Annotated in this window: 14 protein-coding genes; 8 read left to right on the top strand and 6 right to left on the bottom strand. The window is 72.4% G+C overall.

Going from position 1 to position 14140, the window contains the following annotated elements; all coding sequences use genetic code 11:
• Window positions 1-28 precede the first annotated feature (28 nt).
• A complete protein-coding gene (locus tag ACIBCJ_RS32230; protein ID WP_362103387.1) occupies window positions 29-199 on the top strand; it encodes a hydrophobic protein in 171 nt (56 codons plus the stop codon).
• Between the two features lie 237 nt (window positions 200-436).
• On the opposite strand, the gene ACIBCJ_RS32225 is transcribed toward ACIBCJ_RS32230, so the two are convergent.
• The 3 genes from ACIBCJ_RS32225 to ACIBCJ_RS32215 all read right to left on the bottom strand — a co-directional run bounded on the left by ACIBCJ_RS32225 (window position 437) and on the right by ACIBCJ_RS32215 (window position 2707).
• A complete protein-coding gene (locus ACIBCJ_RS32225) occupies window positions 437-1867 on the bottom strand; it encodes a protein kinase (protein ID WP_365981212.1) in 1431 nt (476 codons plus the stop codon).
• 177 nt (window positions 1868-2044) lie between these two features.
• Entirely contained in the window at window positions 2045-2419 is a 375-nt protein-coding gene (locus ACIBCJ_RS32220; protein WP_365981213.1) for a VOC family protein, read from the bottom strand.
• A gap of 105 nt (window positions 2420-2524) precedes the next feature.
• A complete protein-coding gene (locus ACIBCJ_RS32215; RefSeq protein ID WP_362103384.1) occupies window positions 2525-2707 on the bottom strand; it encodes a hypothetical protein in 183 nt (60 codons plus the stop codon).
• Between the two features lie 241 nt (window positions 2708-2948).
• Between ACIBCJ_RS32215 and ACIBCJ_RS32210 the strand changes: the two genes are divergently transcribed.
• On the top strand, window positions 2949-3527 hold the full coding sequence (locus ACIBCJ_RS32210) for a snapalysin family zinc-dependent metalloprotease (RefSeq protein WP_362103383.1): 579 nt from the start codon (window positions 2949-2951) through the stop codon (window positions 3525-3527).
• A 173-nt stretch (window positions 3528-3700) separates the two neighbouring features.
• Here ACIBCJ_RS32210 and ACIBCJ_RS32205 read toward each other — a convergent pair whose 3' ends face one another.
• On the bottom strand, window positions 3701-4150 hold the full coding sequence (locus ACIBCJ_RS32205; RefSeq protein WP_362509334.1) for an SRPBCC family protein: 450 nt from the start codon (window positions 4148-4150) through the stop codon (window positions 3701-3703).
• Window positions 4151-4378: 228 nt separating this feature from the next.
• Here ACIBCJ_RS32205 and ACIBCJ_RS32200 point away from each other — a divergent pair, with 228 nt between their 5' ends.
• The gene (locus ACIBCJ_RS32200) at window positions 4379-5806 is read left to right on the top strand and encodes a CoA transferase (RefSeq protein ID WP_365981214.1); all 1428 of its coding nucleotides are present in this window, start codon (window positions 4379-4381) and stop codon (window positions 5804-5806) included.
• Window positions 5807-5852: 46 nt separating this feature from the next.
• On the opposite strand, the gene ACIBCJ_RS32195 is transcribed toward ACIBCJ_RS32200, so the two are convergent.
• Window positions 5853-6725, bottom strand: coding sequence for a carbon-nitrogen hydrolase family protein (locus tag ACIBCJ_RS32195; protein ID WP_365981215.1), 873 nt, complete (start codon window positions 6723-6725; stop codon window positions 5853-5855).
• A gap of 241 nt (window positions 6726-6966) precedes the next feature.
• On the opposite strand from ACIBCJ_RS32195, the gene ACIBCJ_RS32190 reads away from it, so the two are divergent.
• From ACIBCJ_RS32190 to ACIBCJ_RS32180, 3 genes are all read left to right on the top strand, one after another.
• Complete coding sequence (locus ACIBCJ_RS32190; protein ID WP_362103379.1) at window positions 6967-7878, top strand: LysR family transcriptional regulator; 912 nt, start codon at window positions 6967-6969, stop codon at window positions 7876-7878.
• Window positions 7879-7967: 89 nt separating this feature from the next.
• On the top strand, window positions 7968-9329 hold the full coding sequence (gene hisD, locus ACIBCJ_RS32185) for a histidinol dehydrogenase (RefSeq protein WP_365981216.1): 1362 nt from the start codon (window positions 7968-7970) through the stop codon (window positions 9327-9329).
• A 153-nt stretch (window positions 9330-9482) separates the two neighbouring features.
• Window positions 9483-10925 (top strand): amino acid permease, encoded by a 1443-nt coding sequence (locus tag ACIBCJ_RS32180; RefSeq protein ID WP_365981217.1) that lies wholly within the window; start codon window positions 9483-9485, stop codon window positions 10923-10925.
• Between the two features lie 4 nt (window positions 10926-10929).
• On the opposite strand, the gene ACIBCJ_RS32175 is transcribed toward ACIBCJ_RS32180, so the two are convergent.
• The gene (locus tag ACIBCJ_RS32175) at window positions 10930-11928 is read right to left on the bottom strand and encodes a LacI family DNA-binding transcriptional regulator (RefSeq protein WP_365981218.1); all 999 of its coding nucleotides are present in this window, start codon (window positions 11926-11928) and stop codon (window positions 10930-10932) included.
• Between the two features lie 256 nt (window positions 11929-12184).
• Between ACIBCJ_RS32175 and ACIBCJ_RS32170 the strand changes: the two genes are divergently transcribed.
• Window positions 12185-13321 (top strand): cupin domain-containing protein, encoded by a 1137-nt coding sequence (locus ACIBCJ_RS32170; RefSeq protein ID WP_362509319.1) that lies wholly within the window; start codon window positions 12185-12187, stop codon window positions 13319-13321.
• Window positions 13321-14070, top strand: a complete 750-nt coding sequence (locus ACIBCJ_RS32165) for an alpha/beta fold hydrolase (RefSeq protein WP_365981219.1) — start codon at window positions 13321-13323, stop codon at window positions 14068-14070. Before ACIBCJ_RS32170 ends, ACIBCJ_RS32165 begins: the two co-directional genes overlap by 1 nt.
• The last annotated feature ends 70 nt before the right edge of the window (window positions 14071-14140 follow it).

Here is a 14140-nt window from a genome sequence, read left to right as displayed (position 1 = left end):
GCACGAGGAGCGGCGGAGGTTGATAACTATGGTTCCCCTGCTTCTCGTTCTTCTGCTGGCTCTGATCCTGTTCGGTGCGGGCTTCGCCCTCAAGGCACTGTGGTGGATCGCCGTCATCGTGCTGGTGGTCTGGCTGCTGGGCTTCGTCGTCCGTTCCGCGGACGGTGGCGGCCGCAAGGGCCGTTGGTATCGCTGGTAGCCGAGTCGGCACTGCCGCACCGCACCAGCGGGCCCGAGCCATCGGTGGGCCCCGGACACCGTCCGGGGCCCACCGGCATGTCCGGCACCGGAAGCCGGTTGTGCCGCAATGGGTGTGAATGCCGCTTTCCCGGGCATCAGCCGTCACAGTCGGGGCCCGGTGGCGCAGCGGAACCCACCTCCCATCACCGGGCCCCGACCCGTGCGGTGATCAGACGCGAACGCCCCTCACGGCTCCTCAGCGTTTCGCGTTCGGCGGCTCGGCCCTCTTGCCCGGTCCCTTGTCAGCGGCCTGTTCGGTCTTCTTGGCCTGGCCGGGCGGGCGATGGTCCGGGGCCTTGCCCGACCGGCCGCGCCCCGCCGGCGCAGGCGGGACGCTCGGGCCGCGGTCCGCACCCCGCGCCGCGGAGTCGTGCGCAGCCGTACCGGCACCGGGTGCACGGTCAGCGCCCTGGGCCGGGGAGGCGGCCTGCCGGTCGGCGTCGGCCGAGGCGTTGTGGCGGGAGGGCGATGGTGTCGCGGCAGAGGGCGTGGACGCCTCGGTCTCCCGCTTGGTCCGTGGAGCATGCACGTCTCCGGTGGGAGCGCCGCTGGCCTCGGTCGCGCTTCGGTCGTGCCCCTGGGGTGCGGAGTCGTCGGCGAGGGTGAGGGCGGTCGCCAGCACCGTGACGAGCGTGACGCCCACACCCGCCACGAGCGTGCGCCGTCGCGCGGGCACGGGACGAGGAGCGGTCCGGTCCCCGACGGACGGTTTCGGATGGGTACGGTCGGCGGAACGCGACGCCACGGGTGAGGGGACGAAGCTCCCGGTCGGCGCCGACGGGCCGGCCGCGAGGCTCACCGGGTCGGCCCACGCCGCCAGCGTGCGGGCGCAGTCACGGGCTGTCGGACGGTCCCGCTCGTCCAGGGCGGTCATGTCCCTCAGCAGGTCCGCGAATGCCGCCGGCAGCCCGGGGGGCACGACGGGCCGGCGGTGCAGTCGTGCGATCGCGGCTTCCAGAGGTCCGCCGTCGTATTCGAGCCTGCCCGTGAGGCACTCCAGGAGGGCCAGGCCGAGGGCGTACACGTCGGCGGGGCGGCCGACGGGCCGGCCGAGGACCTGCTCGGGGGAGAGGTAGGCGGCGGTGCCGACGAGTGTGCCGGTGGCGGTGCGTGTGGTGGCGTCCAGCAGACGGGAGATGCCGAAGTCGGTGAGGTAGGGACGGTGTGAGGCGTCCAGGAGGACGTTGGACGGTTTGACGTCTCGGTGGACGACTCCGGCGTCGTGGGCGTGGGCGAGCGCGTCGGCGAGGCCTCCGCCGACTGCCGCCGTCGCCGCCGGTGTCAGCGGTCCCCGGGCGATGCGCTTCTTGAGCGTTTCGCCTTCGATCAGTTGCATGACCAGGAAGCCACGCCCGTTGTGCTGCCCGACGTCGTACGCGGTGACGAGTCCGGGGTGCTGCAACCGTGCCAGGATCACTGCCTCGCCGTGCGAGGCCTCCGCCAGGTCGAAGCCGGTGTCGGGCCGGAACACCTTGACCGCCACCGGCCGCCTCAACCGCAGGTCGAGGCCCCGATGGACGTCCGCGGCACCGCCCGAACCGATGCGGCCGTCCAGACGGTAGCGGCCGCACAGTACTTCGGCGGAGCATCGGGAAGCGACGGTCCGAGCCGACTCACGAAGTCCCATTCCCTCTCCCATGGCATCGAGACGCGGGTCCGGGCGCTCGCCGGTGTGCCGCCGGCCGGCGGGTACCCAGGGGGCCGCCTCACGACACCCGTGCCTCTGCCGAGCAGTGCCGCGAACCTCTGCGAAGTGGCGTCCGCGACCGAGTCCGACCGGTGGCCCGGTGTCCGCCGAGGGCTTTCAGGCGCCCGGGAGGAACAGGCAGAACGGATGGCCGTGCGGGTCGCGCAACACCCGCACGTCCTCCTGCGGCTGGTGCTCCTGCAGCGTCGCGCCGAGGGCGACGGCCCGCGCGGTCTCCTCCGCCAGGTCGGCGACCTGGAGGTCCAGATGTGCCTGCATCTGCTGGGTGCCCGGGCGCTGCGGCCAGGTCGGAGGCGTGTGATCCCGCTCCAGCTGGAAGCTCAGGCTGGGGCGCTCCCGTCCCGGCTCCTTCAGCCGCACCCATTCCGGCGACCGTTCGGCCTCCTCCCAACCGAGCAGCGCCCGGTAGAAGTCGGCGAGCGCGGGAGGGTCGGGAGTACCGAGGACGAAGGCACCGAGCGTGGCAGTCATGTCCTCAGCCTTGCCCCGGCGCTCGGCCTCATGCCTCCGTGTCCAACCCGCGGGTCCGCCCTGCGGCGAGGAAGCCGAACAGGGCCTCTCCGTGCCGCCCCCTTCTCACGTCTGTACGTCGTCCTGCGCGCTCGGCAGCGTGCTGGTCCCCTCCCACCACGGGTTCGTCCAGCCGCAGACCCCGCAGGAATACCGCCCGTTCACCCCGGCGATCTCCGTGCCGCACAGTCCGCACTGCGTCATCGTGATCTGCTGACCGGCCAGGAAGGCGGCCGCTTTCGCGGACATGTCCGGACAGGGCTCCGTCTCGGGTGTCGACGCGGAAGACTTCGGGTTCTTCGTCACATTCCCGACCCTACGCGCGCCCCCGGCCCAGACACGCGAATTCGGGCCGGAAGGAGGACGACGCCTCCCCGCCCGCAACTCGCCCGCCGTCCGGTCGAAATCACGGATTGGCAGCCGCATCCAGTGGGCAGGCAACCCAGTGATGTCATGCGCACGACTCCTATCCCCCACAAGGAGATCGAACATGCATGTCCGGACACTCACGAGCGGCCTAGCCGCGATCCTGCTGACGTCCTTGCCCGCCCTGGGCGGTGGTCAGGCCCTGGCCGCGGAAACGCCGGGCGCCACCTCCGCCTCATCGGCCGCGGCGCGGGTCCTCACCTACGACGCGAGCGGGTCCGCGGAGTTCAGGTCCGCGGTCGACCGGGGCGCGGCGATCTGGAACGCGAGCGTGGACGGCGCGGAGCTGCGGCCTGCCGCGGCCGGGCAACGGGCCAACATCCGGATCCTGGCCGACAACGGCTGGCCGCGCGCCCTCCCCACCTCCCTGGGCAACGGCACCGTGTGGATCGGCCGCCAAGCGGTGAACGAGGGCTACGACACGGTGCGCATCTCGTCCCACGAACTCGGCCACATCCTGGGCCTGCCGGATCGCAAACCCGGACCCTGCTCCAGCCTGATGTCGGGATCCAGCGCGGGCGTGCCGTGCACGAACCCGTACCCGAACGCCGCGGAGAAGGCGGAAGTCGAGGACAACTTCACCGCTGCGGTCGCGTCGCCGTCAGCGGCGACGGGACCGGTGCCCGTCCTCCTGGAGGACTGACCCGGCGCGGCTTCGGGGCACCTCCGCGGTGCCGCACGTCCCTCCCGCGCCCTCCGACTGCCGGCCCTTCCACCGGCATCCGCCCCTCCCCGGGCCGATGTCGGCCGCTCGGCACGGACGGCGGGCCCCGTCGGCACTCCTCGTGCTCGCGGGGCCCGCAGGTGCCGGGCGGGTCAGACCTGACCTCGCCAGGCCCCGGTCTCCCGGCCGCGCTTCTCGATGAACGTCTTGAACCGCCCCAGGTCCCCGGTGACCTGCTTGCGTACGAGGCCGAGCTTGTCCCCCACCGTCTCCGCGAGACCGTCCGGGTCGAACTCCATCTGCAGCATGACCTTGGTGCGCGCCTCGTCCAGCCGGTGGAACGTCACCACCCCGGCCTGACGGGCCTCGCCCTCGACGGTCGTCCAGGCCACCCGCTCGTCCGGGACCTGCTCCGTGATCCGTGCGTCGAACTCGCGCTTCACCCCGCCCACACTCGTCGTCCAGTGCGTCAGCGTGTCGCTGCGCTGCTCGATCCGCTCCACGCCGCCCATGAACTCGGGGAAGGTCTCGAACTGCGTCCACTGGTTGTACGCCGTGTGCACCGGCACGTCGACCTCGACCGACTCCTCGACCTGAGACACGCAGAAGCCCCTTTCACTGACCGTGCGCCCGCGCTGGTGACCACCGCGAGCACGAGATGAACTCTCTTGCACTCCGCGGGTGTCCCGCACTCCGGGCCTCACACCCACAACCTCCGCCGCCGCCCTCCACGTGACGAGACACACGCTCCGGGTTACGCCGGCGCGGTGCGGCCCGGTGACCCTGCCTCCGTCCACGTCACCCTGCGCCGCGAGCCGCACAATGAGCGGATGACGTATACCGAGGATGCGGCCACCGCACACGCCTGGGCGGCCCTGGGAGGCCGGCGCCAACTGGTCCGGAGGGTGTCCTTCGAGGGGGCGGGCGCCGTCCTGCCGTCGCGTCTGCCAGTGAGGGAACTGGCCCGGGCCGCCGTGGCGGTTGCCTCACTGGCCGCCGCGGAACTGCTGTCACTGCGCAACCGCGTGCCGGTGCCCGCGGTGCGGGTGGACGAGGGCGCGGTGGCCACCGCGTTCGTCAGTGAGCGCCACCTGCGCATCGACGGCAGGGCCCCGGCGTCCTTCGCCCCCCTGTCCGGTTTCTGGCAGGCAGCCGACGGATGGGTGCGCACGCACGCCAACTACCCCCACCACCGTGCCCGGTTGCTCGGCGCCCTCGGGCTCTCGGACACGGGGCAGGACCACGCCCTGGTGGACACGCTCGCGAAGGAACTGGCATCGCGTCCGGCCCTGGAGATCCAGGAGGCCGTCTACGCGGCCGGCGGCCTGGCCGTCGCCGTGGCGTCCGCGCCCGCCGGCCACAGGCCCGATGGCCACCTGCCCGCCGGCCCCGCACTCGCCGCCCGTCGCCCACCCGTCGCGGCGGGGTCCGCTCTGATCGAGACGCGGCCCGCGCCTCAGGGCGATCCCCGGCTACTGGTGCCCGCTTCCCTGCCGGCCCAAGGGGTCCGTGTCCTCGACCTGACCCGTGTCATCGCCGGTCCCGTCGCCACCCGCACCCTGGCACTGCTGGGCGCCGACGTGCTGCGCGTGGACGCGCCCCGACTCGCCGAGGACGCAGATGCCCATGCCGACACCGGCATGGGCAAACGCTCCACCTTGCTGGACCTCGCCGACCCTGCCGGCCGGCGCTCCTTCGAGGACCTTCTCAGCGAGGCGGACGTCGTGGTGATCGGATACCGACCGGGTGCCCTGGACCGGCACGGACTCGCGCCCGACGCGCTCCTGTCCCGGCGTCCCGGCCTGATCGTCGCCCAGCTGTGCGCCTGGGGCTGGTCCGGCTCCTGGGCCGGGCGACGCGGCTTCGACAGCCTCGTCCAGGCCGGTACCGGTATCGCCGCGATCGAGGCCGGCGCCGACGGCCGACCCGGCGTCCTGCCCGCTCAGGCGCTGGACCACGGGACCGGGTATCTGCTCGCCGCGGCCGTCCTGCGTGCGCTCAGCGACCGCCACGCCGCCGGTGGCGGGCGACACCTTCGCCTCTCCCTGGCGGGTACGGCTTCCTGGCTGCTGGACATCCGCCCCGCCTCCGCCCCGGGCGGAGACGACCCCCACGACCCCGGAGCCCGGCTCACCGAGACCGCGTCCCCCTACGGTCCGCTGCGGCACGCACTGCCCCCGGTCCACTACGAAGGCGCACCCTCGAACTGGAACCGTGGACCCACCCGGTGGGGCACCGACCTGCCGAACTGGGCCTGAACGGCGCCGAGGTGCCCGCCGAGCCGTCGCGGTCGCGGTCGCTGGATCATCCAGGCCCGCGGCGCCACCGCGCCGGCTCGATCCGCCCCTGGTAGAGGGGCAGCTCGATGGGCTGCCGGCCGTCGCTGAAGGGATCCCAGACCCGGGTGAGCCCCGCGGTGCCGTACCGGCGGACCCGTCGGGCCTCGGTGAGGTCGAGGACGTCCGTGACGACGATCCGCGGTTCGGGACCCGACTCGGCGCGCACCCGGCCTTCGGGATCGACCACGACGCTGCGGCCGATCCCGTCCGGGGGCGCCGCGTTCACGCTGGCCATGAAGACCTGATTGACGATCGCGTTCGCACGGGCGAGGACGAGTTCCTGAGCACGATCGACGGTCGGTGTGCGTACGAGGTTCAGAACGAGGTCGGCTCCCTGCCACGCCAGATGCCGGGTGATCTCCGGAAACCACGCGTCGTAGCAGATCGACAGACCCACTCGCCCGTGCTCCTCCAGGTCGAAGACGACGAAGCGGTCACCGGCCGCCGTGGTCTCGTAGGGGCGCCACGGGAAGACCTTGCGGTACTCGGCGATTCGCTTCCCCTCGGGCGAATACACCGGGGCCGTGTTGTAGACGTGTCCGTCCTCGCCGCGTTCGTAGACGCTTCCGGGGGCGAGCCACACGCCCAGCTCGCGGGCGAGGGCGGCCAGCGCGGAGCCCCTGGGACCGTCCAGTTCCTGCGCCGCGGTGTTCATGACCTGTTCGGGGTCCTCGTCGGGCCGGTGCCCGCACACGTGCAGTTCCGGGAAGACGAACAGCCGGACGGCGGGGTGGGCGCGGGCGAGGCCGCGCACCTGGCGGGCGAAGCCTTCGAAGGGGTCGTCACCGTGGTGGAAGGCGGCCGTCTGCACCAGGCCGAGCGACAGGGGGGTGGGCATGGAGGTGGGCACCTTCCGCATCGGGTGGCGTAGAGGCGTAGAGGAGGGGACGGGCAGCAGCCAATCATCCGGCCGTACACAGGACAAGGCCGCCGAAACCTGTGGGAAGCACAGGAGAATCCTGCGGCAGGCCGGGGTCGCTCACCCCGGACGGGGACCCCGGGCCCCGTTAGGGTTCCGGCATGCCTTCGACCTGCTCCTCGCCCCGACATGCCGCCCACCCCGTGCCAGGAGGGGCGGCATGACCCTCAACCAGCTCAGGGCATTCGTCGTGGCCGAACGCCTCGGGTCGTTCACCGCCGCGGCGGGAGCCATGGACATCGCTCAGGCCTCCGCCTCCGAACTGGTCCGCCGCCTGGAGGCGGAACTGGACGCGGAACTGTTCGTCCGGGGAAGCCGCACGCTCACCCTCACGACCGCCGGGCAGGAGTTGCTGCCGTACGCGCAGGAGGCGCTGGCCGCGGCGGACAGCGGGATCCGCGCCGTGCACTCGCTGGGTTCGCTGGGCGGTGGCACGGCGACCTTCGGAGTCCTGCGCAACGCCGACTACTACCTGCTGGCGGACCTCGTCCAGATGTTCCACGCCCGCTACCCCAAGGTCCGGGTGCGGCTCGTCGGCCAGAACTCGGCGGAGACCGCCGCCGCCGTGGCGGCCGGCCGCATAGAGGCGGGGCTCGTCGTCCTGCCCATCGACGACGAGGGGCTGTCGGTCACCCCGCTGCTGCGCGACGAGGTGTTCTACGTCAGCGCCGCCCCGGAGCGCACGCGCGTGCCGGTGACCATCGAGGCGTTCTCGCAGGCGCCACTCGTGCTGTACGACGCGCACTACGGCTGGCAGGATCCGACGCGGCGGCAGCTCGCGGAACGGGCCCAGCTGGCCGGTGTCCGGATCGATCCGCTCATCGAGCTGGAGCACGTCGAGGCGGCGGTGAAGCTGGCGGCGGTCGGGGTCGGGGACACGATCGCCAGCAGCGCCGTCATCGGGAGCCCGTCGTTTCCGGCCGGCCTGCACACGGCGTCCTTCGCCGAACCGCTGTACGACACGATCGCGCTCGTTCGGCGCCGTGGCCGGCCGTTGTCGCGTGCCACCCGGGAGCTCGCCCGGCTGGCCGAGGACACCTTGCGGGAGGTGCGCCAGAGCAGGGGCGAGTGAGAGGCCGACCGAGCCACAGGGTTTCCCTGTGGGACGTCCAGGAAAGGCCCCTCTGGTCCTGTGGCTCCGTCTCGCCTAGCGTCCCGGTCATGCAGATCACGCACGAAGAAGCACAGGCCCTCCCCCCTCTCCAGTGGCTGAAGAAGCCCGCCGTCGACGGCCCGCCCGCCCAGCGTGACCCGAAGGTGGTCGAGCGTGTCTCGCAGATGCTGCGGGAGATCGAGCGCCGGGGTCTGGACGCGGTCCGCGCCTACGCCGAGGAACTGGACGGCTGGTCCGGCGATTTGGAGATCAGCGAGACCGAGTTGAAGAAGTCCGGGGACGCCCTGCCTCCGGACGTCCGTACCGCGCTGGAGATGGGGTACGAGCGCACGCACCGGTTCGCCGCCGCGCAGCGCGAGCACCTGACCGACTTCGAGATCGAACTGGCTCCCGGGGTGAACTGCGGCCAGCGGTACGTCCCCGTCTCCCGGGTCGGCGCATACCTGCCGGCGGGCAGGTTCCCGCTGCTGGCCAGCGCTTTCATGACCGTCAACGTCGCGAAGACGGCCGGGGTGCCGATGGTCGTGGCGTGCACGCCGCCGTCCGGCGAGCACGGCGCCCACCCCGCCGTTCTGTACGGCGCCCACCTGTCCCGGGCGGACCGGGTCTTCGCCGTCGGCGGGGTCCAGGCGCTCGGTGCCATGGCCTTCGGCCTGCTCGGCGAGGCACCGGTCGACATGCTGGTCGGCGCGGGCAACGCCTTCGTCACGGAGGCCAAGCGGCAGCTGTTCGGACGCGTCGGCATCGACCTGCTGGCGGGACCGTCGGAGGTGGCGGTGATCGCCGACGACAGTGCCGACCCCGCGTGGGTGGCGGCCGACCTGCTGGGGCAGGCCGAGCACGGCCCCAACTCGCCCGCCGCGCTGATCACCACGTCCGAGGCGCTGGGCCGTGCCGTGGCCGCGGAGGTGGAGAGCCAGCTGGAGAAGCTGGTGACGCGGGACATCGCGGGACCCGCCTGGCGCGACTTCGGCTCCGTGATCGTCGTACGGGACCGTGACGACGCGATCGCCGTCGCCGACGTCCTGGGCCCCGAGCACCTGGAGGTCCACACCGAGGACGACGACTACTACCTGCGGAACCTCACCAACTACGGTTCGCTGTTCATCGGCCCCTGGTCCACCGTGGCGTACTCCGACAAGGGCATCGCCGGCACCAATCACGTGCTGCCGACGGGCAAGACCGCCCGCTACAACGCGGGCCTGTCGGTCTCCCGCTTCCTCAAGCCGCTCACGTACCAGAGGGCGGCCGAGAACGGCACGGCCGCACTGGCACCCGCCGTCGAGCGCATCTCCGCGTTCGAGGGACTCGCCGCCCACGGGGCGACGGCCACGCTCCGCATCGACCGGGTCGGCCGTACGTCCGCTGCCTTCGACTCCGTTCCCGCGCCGCTGCGCGAACAGCTGTGACCGGTCGCCGGTAGGGCACCGGCCGAGCGGGCGGCACCGCAGGACGCCCACGGACGTCCACGTCACGGGGGCCGACGTTCCGACGCGGTCCGCGTGACGGCTCACCGCCCTCCGGCCGGGTTCCGCTCCCCCTCCATCTCCCCGAGGTCCCTCATGCACCGACCCCCTCCCTCCGCTCCCCCGCCGGGTGCGCACGGGCCCGCCCTCACCCAGGGGCTCAAGGGCCGCCAGATCACCATGATCTCCATCGGCGGCGTGATCGGGGCCGGCCTGTTCGTCGGCTCGTCCACCGCCGTCGCGGCGGCCGGACCCGCCGTGCTGGTCTCGTTCCTCCTGGCGGCCGCTCTGGTCGTGCTCGTCATGCAGATGCTCGGGGAGATGGCGGTCGCCCACCCCGACACCGGCTCGTTCTCGACCTATGCGGACCGCGCCCTCGGCCGCTGGGCGGGGTTCTCCGTCGGCTGGCTGTACTGGTGGTTCTACGTCCTCGTCATCCCCATCGAGGCCATCGCCGCCGGCGAGGTCGTCGGCGGACTCCTCGCTCTGCCCAGTTGGATACCGGCCCTCGCGCTGATCGCCGTCCTGGCCGGGAGCAACCTTCTCGCGGTACGCAACTACGGCGAGTTCGAGTACTGGTTCGCCTTCCTCAAGGTCATCGCCATCGTGGCGTTCCTCGTCCTCGGTGTGCTCGCGGTTCTCGGGCTGCTGCCGGGCAGTGATGCCCGCGGAGTCGGCCACCTCTGGAGCGACGGCGGGTTCGCGCCGCGGGGCTGGACGGCCGTCGTCGCCGGGCTGCTCACGGCGATGTTCAGTTTCCAGGGCAGCGAGATCGTCACCATAGCGGCCGCGGAGTCCGAAGCTCCGCGGAAGAACATCAAGAAGGCCGTGCGCGCCGTCGTCTGGCGGCTCGGTCTGTTCTACCTCGGGTCGATCTTCTTCGTCGTCAGCCTCGTGCCGTGGGACTCCGACGCGCTCGCCGACGGCTCCTACCAGGCGGTGCTCGACCGCATGAACATCCCCGGGGCCGAGCGCATCATGGACGTCGTGCTCGTCGTGGCCGTCAGCAGCTGTCTGAACTCGGCGATCTACACCGCCTCGCGCATGGCCTTCTCGCTGGCCCGGCGCGGCGACGCCCCGGCCGCGTTCGGTGTCACCTCCGCCTCGGGTGTGCCGCGCTGCGCGGTCGTCGCGTCGACCGCCATCGGCGTCGCCGCCGTGGTCGCCAATTACCTGCTGCCCAGGGTGTTCACGTACCTCATCGCGTCCAGCGGCGCGATCGCCCTGATGATGTACCTGGTCATCGCGCTCACGCAGTACGCGACCCGGCGCAAGGCGCCCCGGCCTTCCGAGGTGCGGATGTGGGGGTTCCCCTACCTGACCCTCGCGACCATCGCCTTCATCTCGGGGGTCCTGGTCCTGATGGCGGTCCTTCCGGAGCACCGGCTCGAACTGTGGCTGTCGCTCGGACTCGCGGCCGTGCTCGTCACGGTGGGCGCGCTGCGCCAACGCCGCCCCGGGGCGCGGCCGCCGGGCCGGGGCCCCGTCGGCGTCGAGTCGCCCGCGACGGCCTCCCCGGCCGATGCCGTGCGGCGGTGACCGCTCACGCCGGCGGGCCGTGCGTTCCTCGGGGGACGAACTCGGTCGGCAGGACCAGGCGCTCCCCCGCGGGATCCGCCCGGCCCGTGATGCGGCGGACGAGCAGACGGGCCGCCTGACGGGCCAGCTCCGCCAGGTCGTGCCGGACCGTGGTGAGGCGGAGCACCTCCCAGGAGGCCATGGGCAGGTCGTCGAATCCGACGACGGTGAGGTCGCCGGGCACGCTCAGGCCCGCGGCACGGGCGGCGTTGAGGACACCCACCGCGACCACGTCGTTCCCGCAGAACACCGCGGTGGGCCGCTGCGCCGCGTCCAGCAGGAAGGACAGGGCCTCGTACCCGGTCTCGTACTCGAAAGGCCCTCTCACCACCCGCTCCTCGGGCAGGCCGATGCCCTCGTCGGCGAGGGCCAGGCGGAAGCCGAGCTCCCGCTCGCGCCCCGTGGTGGTGTTGGCCGCGCCGAAGATGCCCGCGATCCGGCGGTGCCCGAGCGCGGCGAGCTCGCGGGCGACGAGCCGGCCGCCTCCCTCGTTGTCGACGACGGAGGCGTAGTCACCGGCCCGGCCGGTGTCACGGTTGAGGAAGACGTACGGCATGTCGCGGCGGTCCAGCCGCGCCGGGAGGCGGGAGTCGGTGGTGGCGGTGGCGAGTACGACGCCGTCGAGCGACTGGTCGAGCAGTTCCTCCTGGGCGACCGCCTCGTCGGACCGCTCGGTGAGGAGCATCATCCGGTAACCCAGCCGGCCCAGTTCGTCGTGCAGGGGCGCGACCACGTGCGGGTAGAAGGGGTTCGTCAGATCGGTCACGATGACGCCGACCCGCCGTGTGGAACGGGTGGACAGCGAGCGGCCCACCTCGCTCGGCACGTAGTTCAGCGCACGTGCCGCCTCCTTCACCTTCTCCCGTGTCGCCGGCGACACCCTGGGGTCGTCCCGCAGGGCACGGGACACCGTCGGCTGGGAGACGCCCGCCAGTCTCGCCACGTCATGACTCGTGATCGCCATCGGCCCCTCTTCTCGCCGCCCACCGCGCCCATCGGCCCGGCGCCCTCTGCCAAGGATACGTATGTAGCCGCCGCCGCGTCCGAACGGGTCGGACACGCGGACCGTCCACCCACTCGGGACAAAGCTCTCTCGGCTTTTGCAACACACCCCTTGACACAGCCCGCAGCACACCCTGTCATGGAAATACATACGTATTCACAGAACTCACAGTCCCCTCCGAACAGACCTCGCACAGACCTCGAACAGAGGAGTCGTCATGCCCGACACCGTCGTTTCCCCTTCCGAACTGGACCGGCGCACGATCCGCCGCAGCGATTTCGTCTCCTGCAACCAGGCGTTCATCGACTGCCGGACACCGGGCTCGGACCGCAAGGAGAACTACGCGATGATCGGACCGGGGGTGTCGCAGGCAGCCGGCCAGTTCGTCAACCTGCGCCTCCCGCACGGTTACAACATCGGCGCCGCGGCCATGCCCCACGGCATCACCAACAACCTCCACCTGCACTACACGGCCGAGGTGTTCGTCTGCACCGAGGGCGAGTACCTGCTGCGCTGGGGCGCCGACGGCACCGAGGGCGAGCTGCCGTTGCGCGCCGGTGACGTCGTGTCCGTCCCGACCTGGATCTTCCGCGGCTTCACCAACACCGGCCCGGACGACGGCTGGCTGTTCACCGTGCTCGGCATGGACGACACCGGCGGCATCATCTGGGGCCCGTCCGTGCTGCGCGAGGCCGAGGGGCACGGCCTGTACCTGACCGCCGACAACCAGCTCGTCGACACCGTGGCCGGGGACCAGATCCCCGACGGCGGCGAACTCGTGCAGCCGATGGCGCAGGAGCACATCGACCGGCTGCGCCGCTACAGCCCCGAGCAGATGAAGCGCCGGATCGCCGCGGCGGACGAGCTCGTCTGGTCCGAGCACCCGTTCCTCGACAGCTCCCTGCCCGGCGCGGGCGCCCGCCTGAGCTGCGTCATCGGGTACGGCATGACGGAGGACCCGCACCAGGAGCCCCGGATCTTCAACCCGCACGGCCACAACGCCGCCTGGCTGCGTGCCGACCCGGGCCAGGGCGTCTCCCTGCACCGCCAGCACGAGACGCAGACCCTGATCGTCAAGGACGGCCTGTGGGAGATCACCCTCAACCGCACCGACCCGGTGTCGGTGCGCCTGGGCCCGCGGGACATGCTCTCCGTGCCGCAGGACGCCTGGCGGACCCTGCGCAACGTCGGCGACGACCGGGGCGATCTGCTCGTGGTCAACTCCGGTGACGGCCGGGTGCGTCTGGAGTGGGACGAGGAGGTCGTCAAGGCCGCCGCCGACGCCGGTCTGGGCATCGACCACAACGGGTACGTCGCGCCGTACGCGCTGCTGCCCCGCTCCGCGCGCCGCTGATGCCCGGCCCCTCCACCGCGGCGCCGGACGGGCCACTGCCCCTGGTCGTCGTCCCGGGCATGCTGTGCGACGCGAGCCTGTGGTCGGACGTCTGCTTCCCGGACGGGCATCCGGTGCACCACGTCGCGCTCACCGACCCGTCCGTCGGGGAGCTGGCCGACACCGTACTGTCCGCGACGACGGGCCCGTTCGTCCTGGCCGGGCTCAGCCTCGGGGCCATCGTCGGGTTCGAGGTGCTGCGCCGGGCCCCCGGGCGGGTCGCCGGACTGTGTCTGGTCTCCACCAACGCGGGAGCACCGCGCCCGGAGCAGTACGCGGCCTGGCGCGCGTGGGACGAGCTGGCCGGCGACGGCCGGTTCGACGCGGTGGTGGAGCAGACCCTGCCGGGCATGTTCGCCCAGGCCCCGGCGCCGGTCCGCCTCGCGGAGCGTTACCGCCGCATGGCCCGCGCCGTCGGCCCGCGTGCCGCACGGGCCCAGCTCGCCGCGCAGGCCACCCGCCGGGACGCCTTCCCCGCCCTGCGCACCGTCCGCTGTCCCACCGCCGTGGTCTGCGGCACGCGGGACGTCCTGTGCCCGCCCGGCTTCCACCGGGCCATCGCCGGCGCCGTCCCGGGCGCCCGGCTGCACGAGCTGCCCGGCACGGGACACCTGCTGCCGTGGGAGCGGCCGGACGCGCTCACCTCGGTCCTCGGCGACCTCATGGCGACCGTGCAGGTCGCCCACCACCGTCCCGCACGGGCGGGCTGAGGCCCACTCCGGCCACCCGTCACCCGCCCCCGTCCCCCTCCCCCCTTCCTCCCCCCTCCCTTCCCCCGAC

It is taken from the genome of Streptomyces sp. NPDC051136, from assembly GCF_044455745.1.
Taxonomy (GTDB): domain Bacteria; phylum Actinomycetota; class Actinomycetes; order Streptomycetales; family Streptomycetaceae; genus Streptomyces.
The sequence above is the reverse complement of the archived record's forward strand: the minus strand, read 5'-3'. Positions and strand labels throughout refer to the sequence as shown.